Origin of the sequence: Ornithinibacillus bavariensis (genome assembly GCF_050433565.1) — a bacterium.
GTDB classification, from domain to species: domain Bacteria; phylum Bacillota; class Bacilli; order Bacillales; family Amphibacillaceae; genus Ornithinibacillus; species Ornithinibacillus bavariensis.
This window is the reverse complement of sequence record NZ_JBNPWZ010000001.1, coordinates 796,947-816,534: the sequence shown is the minus strand read 5'-3', so window position 1 is coordinate 816,534 and position 19,588 is coordinate 796,947. Positions and strand designations below refer to the sequence as shown.

General features: G+C 36.3%; 18 protein-coding genes, 1 rRNA gene, 1 riboswitch and 1 other annotated feature. Of the genes, 7 read left to right on the top strand and 12 right to left on the bottom strand.

What is annotated here, in order from left to right:
• Window positions 1–335, bottom strand: a 16S ribosomal RNA gene (locus HNR27_RS03865); the annotation flags it as partial.
• Window positions 336–974: 639 nt separating this feature from the next.
• Between HNR27_RS03865 and HNR27_RS03860 the strand changes: the two genes are divergently transcribed.
• Entirely contained in the window at window positions 975–1,736 is a 762-nt protein-coding gene (locus tag HNR27_RS03860; protein WP_429338822.1) for a hypothetical protein, read from the top strand.
• 49 nt (window positions 1,737–1,785) lie between these two features.
• Here the strand turns inward: HNR27_RS03860 and leuS are convergent, their stop codons facing one another.
• Window positions 1,786–4,197 carry a leucine--tRNA ligase gene (gene leuS, locus HNR27_RS03855; RefSeq protein ID WP_429338844.1) on the bottom strand — a complete coding sequence of 804 codons (2,412 nt, stop codon included), beginning with the start codon at window positions 4,195–4,197 and terminating at the stop codon, window positions 1,786–1,788.
• Window positions 4,198–4,240: 43 nt separating this feature from the next.
• Window positions 4,241–4,454: a binding site (T-box leader), on the bottom strand.
• An 82-nt stretch (window positions 4,455–4,536) separates the two neighbouring features.
• A complete protein-coding gene (locus HNR27_RS03850; RefSeq protein WP_429338821.1) occupies window positions 4,537–5,349 on the bottom strand; it encodes an arginase family protein in 813 nt (270 codons plus the stop codon).
• A 207-nt stretch (window positions 5,350–5,556) separates the two neighbouring features.
• Here HNR27_RS03850 and mnmM point away from each other — a divergent pair, with 207 nt between their 5' ends.
• Window positions 5,557–6,120: a tRNA 5-(aminomethyl)-2-thiouridylate-methyltransferase MnmM gene (gene mnmM / locus HNR27_RS03845; RefSeq protein ID WP_212922050.1), complete on the top strand. Its 564-nt coding sequence runs from the start codon at window positions 5,557–5,559 to the stop codon at window positions 6,118–6,120.
• A gap of 13 nt (window positions 6,121–6,133) precedes the next feature.
• The gene (locus tag HNR27_RS03840) at window positions 6,134–6,661 is read left to right on the top strand and encodes a gamma carbonic anhydrase (RefSeq protein WP_429338820.1); all 528 of its coding nucleotides are present in this window, start codon (window positions 6,134–6,136) and stop codon (window positions 6,659–6,661) included.
• Between the two features lie 50 nt (window positions 6,662–6,711).
• Here the strand turns inward: HNR27_RS03840 and metK are convergent, their stop codons facing one another.
• On the bottom strand, window positions 6,712–7,911 hold the full coding sequence (gene metK, locus HNR27_RS03835) for a methionine adenosyltransferase (RefSeq protein ID WP_429338819.1): 1,200 nt from the start codon (window positions 7,909–7,911) through the stop codon (window positions 6,712–6,714).
• 118 nt (window positions 7,912–8,029) lie between these two features.
• Window positions 8,030–8,137: riboswitch (SAM riboswitch) on the bottom strand.
• A 213-nt stretch (window positions 8,138–8,350) separates the two neighbouring features.
• Here metK and pckA point away from each other — a divergent pair.
• From pckA to HNR27_RS03815, 4 genes are all read left to right on the top strand, one after another.
• Window positions 8,351–9,937: a phosphoenolpyruvate carboxykinase (ATP) gene (gene pckA, locus HNR27_RS03830; RefSeq protein WP_429338818.1), complete on the top strand. Its 1,587-nt coding sequence runs from the start codon at window positions 8,351–8,353 to the stop codon at window positions 9,935–9,937.
• A 192-nt stretch (window positions 9,938–10,129) separates the two neighbouring features.
• Complete coding sequence (locus HNR27_RS03825) at window positions 10,130–11,125, top strand: ABC transporter substrate-binding protein (RefSeq protein ID WP_429338817.1); 996 nt, start codon at window positions 10,130–10,132, stop codon at window positions 11,123–11,125.
• A 12-nt stretch (window positions 11,126–11,137) separates the two neighbouring features.
• A complete protein-coding gene (locus HNR27_RS03820) occupies window positions 11,138–11,914 on the top strand; it encodes an ABC transporter ATP-binding protein (RefSeq protein ID WP_429338816.1) in 777 nt (258 codons plus the stop codon).
• Window positions 11,915–11,949: 35 nt separating this feature from the next.
• Window positions 11,950–12,756, top strand: coding sequence for an ABC transporter permease (locus HNR27_RS03815; RefSeq protein WP_429338815.1), 807 nt, complete (start codon window positions 11,950–11,952; stop codon window positions 12,754–12,756).
• A gap of 253 nt (window positions 12,757–13,009) precedes the next feature.
• Here the strand turns inward: HNR27_RS03815 and HNR27_RS03810 are convergent, their stop codons facing one another.
• From HNR27_RS03810 to menB, 8 genes are all read right to left on the bottom strand, one after another.
• Window positions 13,010–13,756, bottom strand: a complete 747-nt coding sequence (locus HNR27_RS03810; protein ID WP_429338814.1) for a phosphotransferase family protein — start codon at window positions 13,754–13,756, stop codon at window positions 13,010–13,012.
• Window positions 13,757–13,964: 208 nt separating this feature from the next.
• Window positions 13,965–15,080 (bottom strand): DNA polymerase III subunit beta, encoded by a 1,116-nt coding sequence (gene dnaN / locus HNR27_RS03805; RefSeq protein WP_429338813.1) that lies wholly within the window; start codon window positions 15,078–15,080, stop codon window positions 13,965–13,967.
• 65 nt (window positions 15,081–15,145) lie between these two features.
• Window positions 15,146–15,544 carry a hypothetical protein gene (locus HNR27_RS03800; RefSeq protein WP_429338812.1) on the bottom strand — a complete coding sequence of 133 codons (399 nt, stop codon included), beginning with the start codon at window positions 15,542–15,544 and terminating at the stop codon, window positions 15,146–15,148.
• Window positions 15,545–15,660: 116 nt separating this feature from the next.
• Window positions 15,661–16,125: an RNA deprotection pyrophosphohydrolase gene (ytkD, locus tag HNR27_RS03795; RefSeq protein WP_429338811.1), complete on the bottom strand. Its 465-nt coding sequence runs from the start codon at window positions 16,123–16,125 to the stop codon at window positions 15,661–15,663.
• Window positions 16,126–16,142: 17 nt separating this feature from the next.
• Window positions 16,143–16,640: a hypothetical protein gene (locus HNR27_RS03790; RefSeq protein WP_429338810.1), complete on the bottom strand. Its 498-nt coding sequence runs from the start codon at window positions 16,638–16,640 to the stop codon at window positions 16,143–16,145.
• 100 nt (window positions 16,641–16,740) lie between these two features.
• Window positions 16,741–17,070, bottom strand: coding sequence for a hydrolase (locus HNR27_RS03785; RefSeq protein WP_429338809.1), 330 nt, complete (start codon window positions 17,068–17,070; stop codon window positions 16,741–16,743).
• A 53-nt stretch (window positions 17,071–17,123) separates the two neighbouring features.
• Window positions 17,124–18,578 (bottom strand): o-succinylbenzoate--CoA ligase, encoded by a 1,455-nt coding sequence (locus HNR27_RS03780; protein ID WP_429338808.1) that lies wholly within the window; start codon window positions 18,576–18,578, stop codon window positions 17,124–17,126.
• Window positions 18,579–18,702: 124 nt separating this feature from the next.
• Window positions 18,703–19,521 carry a 1,4-dihydroxy-2-naphthoyl-CoA synthase gene (menB, locus tag HNR27_RS03775; protein WP_212922063.1) on the bottom strand — a complete coding sequence of 273 codons (819 nt, stop codon included), beginning with the start codon at window positions 19,519–19,521 and terminating at the stop codon, window positions 18,703–18,705.
• Between the last annotated feature and the right edge of the window lie 67 nt (window positions 19,522–19,588).

The following is a 19,588-nucleotide window of genomic DNA, read 5'->3' as shown; positions in this document are numbered from 1 at the left end:
TGTGGCCGATCACCCTCTCAGGTCGGCTACGCATCGTCGCCTTGGTGAGCCGTTACCTCACCAACTAGCTAATGCGCCGCGGGCCCATCTGTAAGTGACAGCTTGCGCCGCCTTTCATCTTCTTACCATGTGATAAAAAGTATTATCCGGTATTAGCTCGCGTTTCCGCGAGTTATCCCAGTCTTACAGGCAGGTTGCCCACGTGTTACTCACCCGTCCGCCGCTCGATCCACTACTTTCACCCCGAAGGGATCCGTTAGTTTCACGCGCTCGACTTGCATGTATTAGGCACGCCGCCAGCGTTCGTCCTGAGCCAAGATCAAACTCTCCATAGAAGACTCACTTTTGGTTCTTTCAAAAGTGTAGTCGCACTTGTGCAAACAGCGTTAAGTTGTTTGCCAAAAAAAGTTTGTTTATCATAATTGATCGAGTCAATTACATTCTTAGCTACTAAAAGCACGCTAGCTTTTAGATTATTAATAGAAAAAACAGGGTATGTTTTTTCCTTACATACTGGTTGTTTTGTTCAGTTTTCAAGGAGCAAATACTTCGTTGCCTTTTGTTTGGGACAACTTTTATATTATATCAAATCGTCCAAGTTATGTCAACAAGTTTTTTGATATAAATCAATTCGTTGTTTTGCCTGAAATGACAAAATAATGTTTGAAGTTCATTGTTCTATACTCATGTATGAACAATATCACCAACAAAATAATTATAACATGTTGCATATATTATGTCAACTAGTTTATTAGTGCTCGTTGCTCAGCTAATTGCAACAGAATTTATAATACACCCCTTTAATACTTCGGTCAATAGGATAACATAAAAATATCAATTCCATTTCTCCCAAAATAATCCAAGACCACATATTATTATATTCCAACCTCTAAATACTGTTCCTACTTTAGTATGTATAGGTTTTTATCATTTACACAAAATAATCACATTAACTGTAAGAAGAGGAAGATACAATGCGAAATATCGTACAAGTAGTTCTGTTAATATTATTATTAATAGGAAGTGTTAATTATTCCAGTAATGCTGAAAATAACAAGAAACAATATGAACATCAAATTATAAAAACATATGAGGAGGATGTAACAGGAGATGGACTAAAGGAAATTATTGAACTAAAGGGAGTTTTGTTTTCTCCTGATTCCAAATATTATCGTGATATAGTTGCTGTAATAACTTCTTCTGAGAACCATGTTTGGGAGATTCCTTATATGGGTGGTTACGATCCAAAGCTAACATTTATTGACTTAAATCATGATAAAGTCAATGATATATTTTTCCAAAGTCCAACCGGTGGAAGTGGTGGATTATATCAATATCACTTACATACTTTAGTCCAAAACAAGCTTTTGGAAATCCCTTTACCTGAACAACCTTTTGTTAAAGGAAAATTTCTTGAAAATTTTAAGTTAGAAATAACCATTTCACCAAACACGGAACCTACTATCATAAATATTGAGAAACGAGCGAATGAATATATTCGCTTAGGAATTTATAATAAGGAAGGAAAACTACTGAAAGAGACCTCCGCAATGGTTGATCCAGTTGCCTTCTTTGAACCTAAGTTAATAAGTAAAAGTAAAGGATATGGCTTAAAAAGTTACCAGCAGGTTAGTGGCGCATATCACGCAGACCAAATTGGTACGGTCGAATCCTTGTGGTACTTTGACAGAGATAAATGGATATTGTTACAAACGAAATGGATGCCAAGTAATTAATAAAGAGGGCTTCTCATGATAAAAATTTTTAATGAGAAGCCCTCTTTCATTAGTTTGCTACAATATTAACTAATTTGCCAGGTACAACAACAACTTTTCTAACCGTCTTCCCTGCTATCCAATCTTGAATTCCTTCATCTTCAAGTGCCAATTTCTCAAGTTCTTCCTTAGAAATGTCTTTTGCGACTTTCAATTTAGAACGAACTTTTCCTAATACTTGAATAACTATTTCAATTTCATTTTCTACCAATTTAGAGGCGTCATACGTTGGCCAAGCTTCATAGCTAATAGTTCCTTCGTGGCCAAGATGACTCCATAGTTCCTCCGCAATATGAGGAGCAACAGGGGAAAGCATCTTCACAAAGCCTTCAACATATTTCTTAGAAAGCTTTTCAGCTTTGTATCCTTCATTAATGAACACCATCATTTGTGAAATTCCAGTATTGAAGTGTAGATGTTCAAAGTCCTCGGTTACCTTTTTAACTGTTTCATGATATACCTTTTCTAGTTCAGTACTTTCTTCATCTACTATTTTATTAGATAGGCTCCCATCCTCATTAATGAATAAACGCCATACTCTATCAAGGAAACGTCTTGCTCCATCAAGTCCATTGGTAGACCATGCAACAGATGCATCTAGTGGACCCATGAACATTTCATAAAGTCGAAGTGTATCAGCTCCATGAGATGCGATAATATCATCAGGATTCACAACATTTCCTTTTGATTTACTCATTTTCTCGTTACCTTCACCTAGAATCATTCCCTGATTGAAAAGCTTCATAAATGGTTCTTTAGTCGGAACTACACCAATATCGTACAAGAACTTGTGCCAAAAACGGGCATATAGTAGGTGAAGTACTGCATGCTCTGCTCCACCAATATAAATATCAATTGGTAGCCATTTTTTCAATAGCTCTGGATCAGCTAATTTTTCTGAATTATTTGGGTCAATATAACGTAAGAAATACCAGCAGCTACCCGCCCATTGTGGCATTGTATTCGTCTCACGGCGACCTTTCATTCCGGTTTTAGGATCGACCACATTAACCCAATCACTATTAGCTAATGGGGATTCACCTGTACCAGATGGTTTAATCTCCGTCATGACTGGAAGTTCTAATGGTAACTCTTCTTCAGGCACCGTAGTCATACTACCATCTTCCCAATGGATAATTGGTATTGGCTCGCCCCAGTAACGTTGTCTAGAGAATAACCAGTCACGCAAACGATATGTCACTTTTTTCGTTCCTAAACCTTTATCTTCAAGCCAAGCATTCATTTTAGCAATAGCATCTTCTTTATTTAACCCGTTTAAGAAGTCAGAGTTAACATGTTCACCATCTCCGGTATAGGCTTCATTTGCGACATCGCCACCAGCTACCACTTCAATGATTGGTATGTCAAATTTACTAGCAAATTCATAGTCACGTTCATCATGAGCGGGTACAGCCATAATGGCACCTGTGCCATAAGACATTAAAACATAATCAGCTATCCATATAGGCATTTTTGCCTGATTAACTGGGTTAATGGCATAAGCACCACTAAATACTCCTGTTTTATCTTTAGCAAGATCTGTTCTTTCTAAATCCGATTTGGTTTGAACTTCATTCAAATAGCTCTGTACCGCATTCTTTTGATCTGCGGTTGTAATCTCTTTTACCAAAGGATGTTCTGGAGCAAGAACAGCATATGTTGCACCGAATAAAGTATCTGGTCGTGTTGTAAATACTGTAAAGGCTTTATCATGCCCTTCTATGTTAAAGGTTATTTCTGCTCCTTCAGAACGACCAATCCAGTTACGCTGCATATCCTTGATGCTTTCCGGCCAATCCAACTCCTCCAAATCCTCAAGTAACCGATCAGCATATGCAGTAATTTTTAGTACCCATTGTTTCATTGGTTTACGAATTACTGGATGACCCCCACGCTCACTTTTCCCATCAATTACTTCTTCATTTGCTAGCACAGTTCCTAGAGCTGGACACCAGTTAACAGCTACTTCATCAATGTAAGCCAATCCTTTTTCATAAAGCTTTGTAAATATCCACTGTGTCCACTTATAATAATTCGGATCTGTTGTACTAATTTCTCTGTCCCAATCATAAGAAAAACCTAGCTCCTGAATTTGCCTTTTAAAGGTATTAATATTCTTTTGCGTAAACTCAGCTGGGCTATTTCCTGTATCTAGTGCATACTGTTCAGCCGGAAGTCCAAAAGCGTCCCACCCCATAGGATGAAGTACTTCGTAACCTTGCATCCGCTTCATTCTAGACAGTATATCGGTAGCAGTATAACCTTCTGGGTGACCAACATGAAGGCCTGCTCCCGATGGATATGGGAACATGTCTAATGCATAAAATTTTTCCTTATTGGATGAAGTATTTGTCTTGAAGGTTTTATTTTCAAGCCAGTATTTTTGCCATTTCTTTTCAATTTCATGATGGTTAAAGCTCATCATTTTCCCTCCTTTTTTAAAATAAAAAAAGCCCCTCATCCCAATAAGGGACGAGAAGCTGTTATTCCCGCGGTACCACCCAAATTAACGAATCAATCGCTCACTTGTATCCGTAACGTGGATGTACGTCAAAAGCTACTAATGGTTCACTTTTGCAGCCTTGAAGGCGAGTTCGTAAATAATCAGGGGCAATTTACACCAACCATTGCCTCTCTTTACCTGAAATCAATACTACTACTCCTTCGCATTGCTTTTCAATATTTAAATTGAATTGTAATGAATACTATTAGCTTTGTCAAGATATTCCTTTTTTATAATTTATCTTTTGTACGATTACCATTACACTTTCATGCTATCCTTGGATAAGGGATTCGATGCAATCTCGCTCATCCGCTCATAAATTTGTTTAAGGATATAAGAATTTGCCTGATTATTCTTATACACTGCATTCGTCGTCTCTAATAGAAAATCCTTCGTAGGATTCACTGGGTATTCTCCACAAATATCCACACCTGCTATCTCCTTACAAGCAATAAGCTCCGTTACCAGCTTCATGAGCTGGTTAAGGCGCAGGGTCCCTTGATCCCAACCAGTTAGGGCATCTTCCATATCCAACACATCCTTATCTATACTGATGTAAATGGTTTTTGTCGGGATATTTTTTTTTATCGCTTTCATTATAGCTGCTAGATTGGTGTGAAGTGATTGTTCCGTATAAATAACCACTTTTTCGTCAAACGCGTTAGGGATGTGTTGATATGCTTCCTCACTTACACCAAGGATGTAGACCTTTTTCAGCAAAGGAAGCGTCTTGAGAGATTCCAGTAGCCATGATCCACATGATATCAAATCCGGACTAGGTGCAGGTAATGTATCTGTATGGTGATCAAATAAAATTAGTGTGTACGGCTGACAAATTTTAGATTGCAGTAAATAGGAGATATAATGATAGTTACCACTACCTAAATAATATACGCTGCTTTCTTGATAATCGTTTAGTTTATCAGCAATATTCAATAGGGTACTCTTCTCGCAGAATAAACTAACATTTTGCATAACATTAAAATCAATCCAATTGTAGGAGCCTTCATGATAGAAAGATTGTCTCTTGTATGCCCCATCAAAGTCCAACAAGGATACAATACTTTTCACTTTCATTCCCCCTATTTGATTGTTCATTGTTTCACAAAATTTAATCAATAAATAGAATATTATTAATATTAATATAACATAACACTAGGAAATCTCTAGCTTGAACACATCAAGAATAATATGATTTCATCCTATAATGCCAATAATTTACGATTACATTTATCCATGCTATGCTTAAATAGATTTGATTTATTAAAGGAGATCGCAATGAAAAGCATATTAAAATATTCTCATCACCTATTAGAAGAAATTATTCAGCCAGGTGAAACAGTTATAGATGCCACCTGTGGTAATGGTAATGATACTTTATTTTTAAGTAAACTTGTTGGAGAAAATGGTGAAGTTATTGCCTTTGATATTCAAGAGAAAGCTATTAATAATACGGATCAATTATTAATTGAAAATAATTGCACGAATGTTTCCCTTGTTTTAGACAGCCATGCTAATATGGAAAACTATTTATCAAAGGATTTAGCAGGAAAAATAGGCGGTGCTATTTTTAATCTCGGTTATTTACCGAAAAGTGATAAGTCCATTATTACAAAAGGTGAATCTACAATAAAGGCTATTCAATCTGTTTTACCTTATTTAAAACCAAATGGACGTATCATCCTTGTTGTTTACTACGGACATGACGGTGGAGAAAACGAAAAAAATTCAATACTAAAGTATGTTATTTCACTAGACCAGAAAAAGTTTGATGTCCTACGATATGGTTTTATAAATCAGAAAAATAATCCACCGTTTATCATTGCTATTCAAAAAAAATAGAGGAGGATCATTAATGATACACCATTATAAAAATATCTCACCAACTATCCATCCTACTGCATTTATCGCCAAAGATGCGGTCGTAGTCGGAGATGTTACCATTGGAGAGGAATCCAGTGTTTGGTTTAAAACAGTAATTCGTGGAGATGTTGCCCCAACTAGGATTGGTAAACGAGTTAGCATTCAAGATTTATCCATGCTTCATCAAAGTCCGAATAACACACTGATAATCGAAGATGATGTTACAGTCGGTCATCAGGTCACACTGCACTCTGCAATTGTACGGAAAAACTCCTTAATCGGAATGGGTTCTATTATTTTGGATGGAGCTGAGATTGGGGAAAATGCCTTTATTGGGGCAGGAAGCCTCGTTCCACCAGGTAAAAAAATCCCTCCACATATGTTAGCAATGGGGCGCCCAGCAAAGGTTGTTCGTGAGCTTACAGATGCAGATTATAAAGAGATGGAACGTGTGAGACAGTCATATGTGGAGAAGGGTAAATATTATCGGGAGAATACTAATTTAGGAATAATTTTTTAACACAAAACACGCTTCGTGCTTATAAACTGCACGAAGCGTGTTTCTATTAATTATTTCGTTGTTAATGATACTAGATCATCAACCTTATCCGTTTTTTCCCATGGGAATTCTACATCTGTTCGTCCAAAATGTCCATATGCAGCAGTAGCTCTGTAAATAGGCTGCTGAAGGTTCAGCATCCGAATAATTCCTGCCGGACGTAAGTCAAATGTCTTACGAACAGCTTGAACTAGCTCTTCCTCACTTACAACCCCAGTCCCAAAGGTGTTAATGGAAATTGATACAGGTTCAGCCACACCGATTGCATACGCAAGCTGCACTTCACAGGATTCAGCTAATTTTGCTGCAACGATGTTTTTAGCAACATAACGAGCCGCATAGGCTGCAGATCGGTCTACCTTAGTTGGATCCTTACCACTAAATGCTCCCCCGCCGTGACGAGCATATCCACCATACGTATCGACGATTATCTTCCTACCAGTTAAACCAGCGTCACCCTGTGGGCCTCCAATGACAAAACGTCCAGTTGGATTAATAAAGTACTTTGTTTTTTCATCCAATAAGTCACTAGGTACGATAGGCTTGATAACATACTCCATTATATCCTTTTCAATCTGCTCCAAAGTAGCATTTTGAGAATGCTGTGTAGAAATAACGATGGTATCAACACGAATTGGGCGATCCTCTTCATCATATTCGATAGTCACCTGTGTTTTTCCATCTGGTCTTAAATAAGATAACGTATTGTCTTTTCGAACATCACTTAATCGTTTTGCTAGCTTATGAGCCAGTGAAATTGGTAAAGGCATGAGCTCTTCTGTTTCATTACATGCAAAACCGAACATTAGCCCTTGGTCTCCTGCACCAATCGCTTCAATTTCACTATCTGATATTTTACCTTGACGTGCCTCTAGTGCATGATTGACTCCTTCGGCAATATCTGGAGACTGCTCATCGATTGCAGTTAGTACTGCACATGTATCGGCATCGAAACCGTATTTAGCACGAGTATACCCAATATCCTTAATAGTTTGACGAACAACCGCTGGAATATCAACATAAGTTGATGTAGTAATTTCACCAGCAACTAATACTAATCCGGTTGTCACTGTAGTTTCGCAAGCTACCCTTGCGACTGGATCCTTTTTTAATATTTCATCTAATATAGCATCTGAAATCTGGTCACATATTTTATCTGGATGACCTTCTGTTACAGATTCAGAAGTAAATAAACGACGATTATTAGCCATTAGGCTAAATCCTCCCTCTAGTTTCTTGGTACGGTACTCTTTTCTCTATCAGTATTATATCCTTAATCAATAAAAAAAGCCTTTCCATCACACGAGGAAAGGAATTACCAGCCTTTCGCTCTTATTGTTCAAGGAAGTTTCCTTGCACCAGGTTAGCACCTTTTCACAAATGTGTGAGGTTGCCGGGCTTCATCGGGTCTGTCCCTCCACCAACTCTGAATAAGAGAGTATCCGCTCATTGTTAAGGTTAACTGAATATATTGTCCCATGTCAACCGTATATTTCGCTGTCACGTAATTTTAATAATTTAATACAATAAAAAATAATAAATAGTATGGACTATTAAAATCAATGTGTTATACTATTGATAATTTCATATACATGCTATACTTAAAAATATCTTTCTTGATTAAATTAACATAAAGGAAGGAAAATTTAAATGAATATGGTAATGAAAAGTTCTCTATTGGAAGAACTATTATCTGGGAACAATGTTAAAAAAAATCTATCTGTTGCACAATTAGTTGAAAAAGTACTATCTAGAAAAGAAGGATTATTATCAGATACTGGTGCAGTACTTGCGACGACAGGAAAATATACTGGTCGTTCCCCAGAGGATAAATTTATTGTTAAGGATTCTTTTTCTGAAGGAAAGGTTGACTGGGGAAAAGTCAATCAACCAATTGATAAAGAAATTTTTGAAAAATTATATAAAAAAGTTATACAACATTTAAAGAGTCAAAATGAGATATTTGTTTTCGAGGGTTTTGCTGGAGCTGACGAGAACTATCGCTTACCTATTCAAGTCATTAATGAATTTGCTTGGCATAACTTATTTGCAAAACAGCTTTTCATACGCCCGACTGAAGAACAATTAGCATCACATATTCCATCCTTTACAGTAATTTCTGCGCCAACATTTAAGGCTGATCCTAGTATTGATGGTACTAACTCTGAGGCATTTATTCTTATCTCATTTGAACATAGAGTAATTTTAATTGGGGGAACGGAATATGCAGGTGAAATTAAGAAATCAATCTTTTCCATCATGAACTTCCTTTTACCTGAGAAAAACATCCTTCCAATGCATTGTTCAGCTAACGTTGGGAAAGAAGGCGATGTTGCACTATTCTTTGGGTTATCTGGTACTGGTAAAACGACACTGTCAGCGGATCCATACCGATTATTAGTTGGTGATGATGAACATGCGTGGAGCTCAAGTGGCGTCTTCAATATTGAAGGTGGCTGTTACGCAAAATGCATTAATCTATCTGAAGAAAAGGAACCACAGATTTTCAATGCGATAAAATTTGGTGCTGTTTTAGAAAATGTTGTTATGGATGAAATAACTCGTAAACCTAATTTTGATAATACAACGCTAACAGAGAATACAAGAGCAGCTTATCCATTAGAGCATATAGACAATATTGTAAATCCAAGTATTGCAGGACATCCAAATACCATTATTTTCTTAACTGCTGATGCTTCTGGCACATTGCCACCTATTAGCAAACTATCGAAAGAACAGGCAATGTATCATTTCCTAAGTGGGTATACTAGTAAACTAGCAGGAACAGAAAGAGGAGTTACAGAGCCTCAAGCAACATTCTCTGCTTGTTTTGGAGCACCTTTCCTTCCATTAGAGCCAGCTACCTACGCAAAAATGCTTGGTGAAAAGATTGATCAATACCATACCAATGTATTTTTAATTAATACTGGCTGGACTGGTGGCTCATATGGAATTGGAAGTCGAATCAAACTGTCCTATACAAGGGCAATGGTTCATGCAGCACTAGAAGGCGAATTAAATAATGTAGAAACCATTAAAGATGAAATTTTCGGTTTAGAAATTCCGACACATGTTGCAGGAGTTCCCGATAACGTGCTTATTCCGAAAAATACATGGACTAACAAAACCGCCTATGAAAAGCAGGCAAAAGACCTTGCATGTCAATTCCACGAAAACTTTAAAAAGTTTTCTCATGTAAGCCCTGAAATTGCTCAAGCTGGTCCTACATTTCAATAATTATTTTTGGCCTCATCCCAAGAGGGTTTATATACAATAGATGTAACAACATGTTACAAAGTTCCTAAACGACCTTACACAAAAGGTCGTTTTTTTATATAAAACGCTTATTTTTATCTAGGCATTCACACATTTTTCGTCCTTGCATACACTATCCTGTGGAAAAAACGCTATTAGAAAGGGACGAATAGAATGAGAAAGATAAAAATTCTTGTATTCGTGTTATGTTTTGTGCTTTTCTTCCTTTCTGCTTGTGGCTCTAACGATAAACATACAACGATTAAATTAGGAGAGGTAACACGCTCTCTATTCTATGCACCACAATACGTAGCTATTGAAAAGGGCTTCTTTGAAGAAGAGGGGTTGAATGTAGAATTACAAACAACCTGGGGTGGAGACAAAACAATGACAGCTTTATTATCAGATGGAATTGATGTTGCGTTAGTTGGTTCGGAAACTTCCATCTATGTGTATGCGCAAGACTCCAAGGATTATGCTGTTAATTTTGCTCAATTAACACAAACAGATGGTACGTTCCTTGTCGCGAAAGAAAAACAAGATAATTTTTCGTGGGAGGATCTTAAGAATTCTAATTTTCTTGGCCAACGTAAAGGTGGCATGCCGCAAATGGTAGGTGAATATGTACTAAAACAGCATGGGATTGATCCCCACAACGACCTTACCCTCAATCAAAATATTGAATTTGCCAATATTCCTAGTGCCTTTGTTTCTGGTGATTACGAGTATGTTCAACTTTTTGAGCCAACTGCCAGTGTGTTCGAAAAAGAAGGTAGTGGCTATGTAGTGGCTTCGTTTGGAGAGGAATCAGGTCAAGTACCTTATACCGTTTTTATGGCAAAACAAAGCTATTTGAAAGAAAACGAAGAAAATATTGAGAAATTCACTCGTGCCATTTATAAAGCACAGCAATGGGTTCAGGATACTGATTCAGCTGAAGTTGCGAAGACAATTAAAGATTACTTTGAGGACGTGGAATTAGACATTTTAACTTCATCTATTGATCGTTATAAAAGTCAAGGATCATTTGCAGCTGACCCTATATTAGAAGAGGATGAATGGAATAACCTAAAAAACATTATGAAAGAAGCAGGAGAATTACCAGACGGTAATATTTCTTACGAGGAGTTAGTAAACACAGAAATAGCAGAAAAAGTCATCTCAAACTAAGGAGTGAAAACATTGTCCTTTCTAACCTTAGAAAACGTATCACATCATTATTTTTCAAAGAATGATTATACAAAAGCATTACAGGATATCTCTTTTTCTGTTAAGGAAGGAGAATTTATAGCCTTACTCGGACCAAGTGGTTGTGGTAAATCAACTATCCTTTCAATCGTATCAGGAATCATGAAACATACGTCTGGAAAGGTACTTCTTAATAACAAGCCAGTAGAAAAATCAAAACGAGATATCGGTTACATGCTTCAGCAGGATTATTTATTCCCTTGGAAAACTATCCTAGATAATGTATTGATTGGACCTACTATCCAAAAAAATGTGGATGAAGAAATAAAAGTTGAAGCAAAGAAATTATTAATTGAGGTTGGCTTAAATGACGTTGAAAATCAATATCCAACCTCTTTATCAGGTGGTATGAGACAAAGAGTTGCTCTTGTACGAACCTTAATTACCAAGCCTAAAATTCTACTACTAGATGAACCATTCTCTGCACTAGATTATCAAACAAAATTAATGCTGGAGGACTTAGTATTTCAATTACTCCATGCTTATAAAAAAACTGCTATTCTTGTAACTCACGACATAGGTGAAGCCATTGCGATGAGTGATCGAATTATTGTGATGCGTGCAAATCCAGGTACCATTGCTAAAACATTCGAGGTACCTATTGAATTACGAAATGAGATGCCCTTTCTAGTTCGAAGACATCCTAAATACCAAGCTATTTTCGATAAAGTTTGGGAGGAGTTAAATAAAAATGAAGAACAAATGGCTTAACACTTCCCAATTAAACACAGAGAGGGGATGTAGCAATGCTAGATAAGGAAGACCAACAATTATTGAATATGCATATGCAAAAGCTAAAACGTGAAAGAAAAATAGTGGTTATATGGCAGATATTCATCCTTATTGGATTTTTCGGTTTATGGGAGTTTGCTAGCAGAATGAACTGGCTTGACCCACTAATATTCAGTTCCCCTTCAAGGGTCTATAACCTATTACTAGAAAAGTTGTCAGATGGTTCTATTTTAACGCATACGTGGGTTACCTTAATCGAAACACTTTTAGGCTTTATCATTGGTACACTACTCGGAATCATTCTCGCAACCCTACTATGGTCTTCCACCAGATTTTCAAAAATATTAGACCCCTATCTTGTAATTTTAAATGCTATGCCTAAGGTTGCATTGGGGCCAATTATCATTGTAGCTTTAGGACCTGGGTATGTCTCCATCATTTCTATGGGGGCAATTATATCCGTAATCATTACGACTATTGTTGTATATACCGGCTTTAGAGAAGTAGATCCCAACTATGAAAAAGTATTAAAAAGCTTCGGAGCTTCTCGTTGGCAATGCTTCAAATCAGCTGTATTCCCTGCTACCTTACCCGTTATGATCTCAACACTAAAAGTAAATGTTGGCTTATCGTGGGTTGGTGTTATTGTCGGTGAATTCTTAGTTTCAAAGGTTGGGCTAGGATACCTCATTGTTTATGGGTTCCAAGTATTTGATTTCACATTAGTAATGGCTGCTTTAATCCTTATTGCGTGCATCGCTGCAATAATGTATAAAGTTGTGGAAAAAATTGAGGGCTGGTTAATAAAACATACAACTTAGTACGCTATATAAATAGTTGCATGCTACTCAGAAATATCATCTAATTTAAATAAATAGCGGGATGCTTCATAGCACCATGCATCCTCGCTATTTTTATGTGTTTATTGCTTATCATTAGTACACTTAGCCGATTTTTACAGTTAAGAATAGATAGCGATTTTCGATTTTCCTAATTTTTTGAATGTATCGGGTATTTTTGGTGCATATCCTCCCCCTCTACTGTGAATAACTGGAGAGAAACCGTTCATTTAAGTCAATCGGTATGCCGACGTATAATTTCAAGCAAACTATCGGGATTTTCTGTTGGGACAATCTCTGCCATTCTCGCCCCAGCAATAATCGGTTCACATTCTAATACCTCATTTCTAGTTAGTCCACTTTTTTCGCAATAAAGTGTTAAATAATGTTCGGCTATTTCGTTAAAATGTAGGGTATATAAAAGATATGTTCGGCAAACATCAGCACATCTATTACCTGAACTCGAATCTACCCAATCGATGATATAAACTTTTTCACCTGACAAAATTAAGTTAAATAAATGAAAATCCCCATGGCATAATTTATTATCAAAAGCCATTTGATCTAATTGATCCAATAATTTTTGTTTCTGCTTATCAGTTAGCCTTTGAGCTGATAGGATTTTGCTCTTTAGTTTAGCTTTCATCGGCGTAAACGAAACTGCTTCAATCTGATGTATTTTCTGTTGTACATCAACTGATAGGGTTAAGTAATATTCAACGTCGTCTCTATTCTTGAGCAGTAATTCCCCAAGCGTTTTACCTTGTATTTGTTCCATAATAATCGCTTGCCTTCCTTGAACCTCCGTAATATCTACAACTCTCGGTACTGGCAAACCACTAGTATAAGCAAATTCTTGTTTAATAGCTTCATGACGAGCTTCTTCTTTAGGTAAATGCTCATGAAATACTTTTATGATTTGGTTATCATGATGATAAATCTTAGCTGTGTTACCATGTGCTATGGGAATTCCTAAAATCATTACTACCCCCTCCTAAATGTTGAATTGGTTCAAAATCTCTATCTATTTTATATTTCCATAAACATATTAAGTTGGACCTTTATTGATACCATTTTAATGATTTTATATCTAATTTTTATTCTAGCATATTATCTAGACTAGTCGGCAGAAAAATCTGAATACAAAAAAATGGAACCCATTGTAGGATTCCTTAAGTAGAAGTATTTCTTTAAGCTCTAACAGGCGAAATCAGCTGTATATTGGAGGTTTTTCCTCTTGGAATAAGTACAATTGGTTTAAATGAACCGTTAAAACATAACATTATCTCTTCTTGATCAATTATCCCTAATGCATCTTTCATATAGTTACCATCAAACGTTATACTTAACTCCTTATCACCTGAAACATTCTTAACCTTCATGGTTTCTTCAATTTGTCCGATGGAAGATGAATTAGAGGATACTATTATTTTTGAATCATCATATAGCTGAGTTTTCACGTTATTATTTCTTGATTCACTTGCAAATATACTAGCACGATTAATAGCGTTTAATAAATCCTTTGTATTGACTATTAGAGTGGTTTTCGATTCTTCAGGAATTAGACTCGAGGTACTCGGGTATTTTCCATCAATTAGCCTAGAGTACACTACTAAATTATTGGATTTAAACACAATAGTTGATTTTTTAATAAATACATCTATCTCAGTTGAATACCCATTATAAAGCTTTCCAACCTCTGATAAAGCAATACTTGGAAGGATAAAGGACTCGTTTAAATCGGTATGTAAAGAATGCTTAATGAAAGAAAGCCGCTGGGAATTTGTAGCGACACAAATAAGTGAATTGTTTTGAAGTGTAAAATGTACACCAGTAAGCACAGGCTTCGTTTCATTTTTGGAAGTAGCAAAGACGGTATGCTTTACGATATTTTTCAACTCCTCACTTGTAAGCTGAAACCCGTCACTATGATCTATTTCTGGTAGAACAGGATATTCCCCTGCATCAAATCCACTTAAGGTAGTTATAATCTCATTTGATTTAATCTTCACCGAAAGATTATCCTCTAGCATAACATGCATATCATTTGGCAATTTCTTAATAAGTTCATTCAAATGCTTTGCTGAAACTACTATACTTCCGGTATGTATGATCTCCAGCTTTTCAGAGGTTGAGATTAATTTTTCAATCACCATATCGTTATTACTTCCTACAAGGTTTAGACTATTCTGTTTAGCCTCTATCTTAATACCAGTTAAAATAGGATTAGTTGCTTTTCCTGAAACTGCTCTGCTAACCTCCGATACAGCCTTACTCCATTCTGCTTGATTAATTATAAACTCCATTGGTTAATCCTCTCGTATACTAGATTGCTAGTTATTATGTTTGCTTCTATACAAAGTCTATTAATTTACTCTAAATTAAATGGCAATCTTGGGCTCTCATCCTTATAGATAGAATATGTCCACCCCTCATTAGTCAATGTTGTGCATTTCTCATCACTACAGCTAAAAAGATAGGTTTGCTTATTTGTCTTCACACTAACCCCGAAGTAATAAGGAAACACTCCTCCTTTCGCTCGATCAATACCCGAATCAATAGCGATTATATCTTCTGTCTCAGATAGCCTTTGATATGCTTCACTTTCGACCGTTTTTTGAACCATTTCACTTAATATTATTTGTTCTTCATCGGTTGGTTCATACCATTGGTCAAAGAAAAACCATTTTCCAAAACAGTATATATTTACACCGATACTCAAGGTAAATATAACAATACAAATGATTAATAGTATTTTCTTGTTTTTCACTATACTATCCCCTGTATAAAAAATTTATAATAATAAAGTAAGTATAGTATAGAAAATGAAAATCTGAAAAATTATAAGTAAACGCACCTTTTTAATAAAGATGCGTTTTTCTCGAATCAGTCTGACATTATATTATTTAAGCAATATGTTAGGACATCATCCTTCATAATAAAACTATATCTTTTATTCGTTTTAACATTCTTTGGTATTTCACTTATCAAAACTGGCCCTTCAGTTTCATAATACGTCTCTTGCCTTTCTAATTTCTCAATATCAGCGACATAAACATTTTTCACGACATGGCCTGCTTTACCAGCTACATGATACTGTCCTAAATAATAAATCGATTTGATAATGCCTCCTGTCTCTTCCATTACTTCTCGGTGTGCTGCTTGTTCAGCAGTCTCCCCTTCTTCTACTTTTCCACCTGGAAACTCTAATCCCCGATCCTTATGCTTCGTTAATAACCATTCTCCTTGATAACGGCAAATAACCCATACATGCTTGGGTTCCTTTGAAAAAGGATGGTCCAGAAAAGAAAGTTGAATTTCATTTTGATAATAATCACGAAATGTATACATGTGTCAGCTACCTTTTTTCAATGATGTGTAATATTTGTTATTTTCCACTCCTGGTTTGCAAAAGTAAATTCCATTTCAATTTCAAAGTCTCCATAGAGCTCAGATTGGTTTTCTTGCTTAACCAGTACTTTATTATGCTCTAATTGTATCACATCATAGTCATTCTGTTTATTAAACCAAGGAGGTGTTTCGGTTGCAACAATATATAATCCTCCATTCTCCTCATAAAAATAGAAATTGACATATTCTCGAGCGATAGTTTCCGTTGTAACAACACCAAAGGCATTTATTAATGATTCTTTATCATTAAACTCTAATACTTGGTAGTCTTGATCTGTTTCTTGTACTAAGAGTCGCATAAACTCATCTGTCAATTGAATGATTTCTTCTTTTGTAATGGATTGATATTGTGAATCTTCCTCTATTACTTGTTCTTTACTTGATATTGAAGCTGTTGATGGTATGATAAGGGCGATGCAAATACCAAGTGCAATTAGTATCAATACATATTTCATCTCTATTCCTCTCCATGTCTCTAGTAGAAATTATTCCCTTTCCTCTACTAGCCTTAAACTAGAAAAGGAATAAGATATTATATCCTATTCCTGTATGGCTTCACATATGATTATCTTCTAAAATCCCAATACTATCGATATGACTTTTTATTGTGTCATCTCCTAAATCATATAGCATTTGATAGACTTCCACCAACCCGGTATCATAATGATCATTAGGCTTATCATTATGATATGGCATTATAGGTACATGCGCCCGCCAAAATGCTTGCATGGATGCGCTGTCCATATTGTTCAGTTTTGCTCTTAGCATCGCTACTTCTTCGTCAGTTGCATGAATGGTAAAGCTATCATTATTTTGATATTTCGTTTGTGAAATTTCTCCACTGCCTATGTCGATATAGTATTTCTTTTTTTCCAATACATCCACCTCCTATCCTTAATTTGTCTTAAAGTAGGAAAAGAATGTATGATAAGCATTGATTAATCATTTAGTAGCGCCAATAATTTACTACGTACTAGTTTATTGGAAGCATTCCTTGGCAAGCTCTCTACAAAGTATATTTCCTTTGGAAGCTTATATTTTGCAAGTCTTTTTTTCGCATAATCAATAATTTCTTCTTGTTGTAAGTTATTATTGGAACGGACGATAAATGCCACTGGGATTTGCCCCCAGTTATCATCAGGCTTTGCGGCTACTCCTACTTCCTTTACGCCATCATATCCAGACAATACGCTCTCTATTTCAGATGGATATATATTCTCCCCCCCTGAAATTATTAAATCCTTTCTACGATCAACAACATATAAAAATCCTTCCTCATCTATATAACCAAGATCTCCTGTTGTAAGCCAACCGTTTTGAAAGCTTTCTTCATTTGCTTCTTGATTATTGAAGTAACCATTTGTTACCATTGGTCCTTTAACAAGGATCTCACCAATCTCATTTGGTGCACTGTTCTTTATTTTTATTTGAGCAGGAAATAATGCCTTTCCAGCTGAACCAACCTTAGCAAATGCATCCCTTGGACTTAATGTAACAATCTGTGATGAGGTTTCTGTCATTCCAAAGGATTGAAAGACTGGAATATTTCTTTCATTCGCTTTTTTCAATAATGGTATAGGAGCTGGTCCACCACCAAGAAGCATACAACGAAAATGATTAGGAAGCCTACTCTCACCTAGCGACTGAATCATTCTTTGCAACATTACAGTGACCACTGAGACAATCGTTACACCACGATTAATAATAGCATCGAGTACGATCTGTTCATCGAATTTTTCAACTAAATAGACAGGCATACCATATATGACACTTTTGATGAAAATGGAAAATCCCCCAACATGAAAATATGGTAAGACAGCAAGCCATTTATCTGATTCCGATAAACCAAGATTCAATGCTGAACCAATTGCACTCCACCAATGATTCCCATAGGTATGTACCACTCCCTTTGGAAAACCAGTCGTACCTGAAGTATAGATGATTGTGAAAGGATCATCCAAATTAATTTCAGATACGAGCTGGGTATCCTGTTTCGCTTCCTTCCCAACCTCGGAAAAGCTTCTAACAAAATCAATGCTTAATTCATTAGCTTTTTGAATTAAATCATCTGCAGCTAATACTACTCTAACTTCAGCATCGTCTAGCTGATAATTTATTTCTTCTGTTGTTAGTCGAGTATTTAATAACACGATTACAGCACCTAGATAACTCAATGCATGTACGGCAATAATCATGTCTAGATTATTATTGGATAGCACTCCAATATGATTACCTTTTTGAATTCCAAGTGTAGCTAGTCTTTTAGCAAATGCTTGACTTTTTTCCTTAAGCTCATGAAATGTAATAACTGTCCCATCCACCAATTCAATTGCTGGTTGATTCGGTGAAAGAAATGCTTGTTTTGTTAACCAATGGGGAATAGTTTCAGCCATTCATACCACCTCATTTTATAGAAAAACCTTTGCATAATTTGCAAAGGTTTTTCTCGTTTTGGCTTCTTTCAGTAGCCTATTAGACGTTCATTGATCATACTAATTTTGGCTTTGCAAGATAACATCAAGGAAAACGAGGGAATTGACCGAAGTCTGGTTTTCTTTTCTCCTTGAATGCGTCTCTTCCTTCTTTCGCTTCATCTGTTGTGTAATAAAGAAGTGTTGCATCTCCACCCATTTGCTGTAGACCGGCTAAGCCATCCGTAGCCGCATTAAATGATGCCTTTAAGAATCGTAATGCAGTTGGTGATTTTTCTAAGATTTCAGCACACCATTGTAGTGTTTCTTCTTCTAGCTGTTCGAGTGGAACAACCTTATTAACCATTCCCATTTCATAAGCTTCTTGTGCATTATATTGACGGCATAGGTACCAAATTTCACGTGCGCGTTTTTGACCTACCATTTCAGCAAGTAATCCCGCTCCATAGCCCGCATCGAAGCTTCCTACTTTTGGACCGGTTTGTCCAAAAACAGCGTTATCAGCGGCAATTGTTAAATCACAGACAACATGAAGTACATGGCCACCACCTATCGCATAACCAGAAACCATGGCAATGACTGGTTTTGGAATTGTACGAATAAGTCGTTGTAAATCTAGAACATTTAAACGTGGGATATGGTCTGATCCAACATATCCACCATGTCCACGAACAGATTGGTCTCCTCCAGAACAAAATGCTTTATCACCTGCACCTGCTAAGATAATGACACCGATAGATGAATCGTCACGTGCATCAGCAAACGCATCAATCATTTCATTTACGGTTAGTGGTGTAAACGCATTGTGCTTTTCCGGGCGATTCATGGTGACTTTTGCAACACCATTGTATTTTTCATAAATAATTTCTTCGTAATCACGAACTTTTTCCCATTGTACAGACATGGAATTCCTCCTTCTATGTAATAAACTATCGGTACGACCGTTTACAATAGGTCTACCTAGGTTTTGT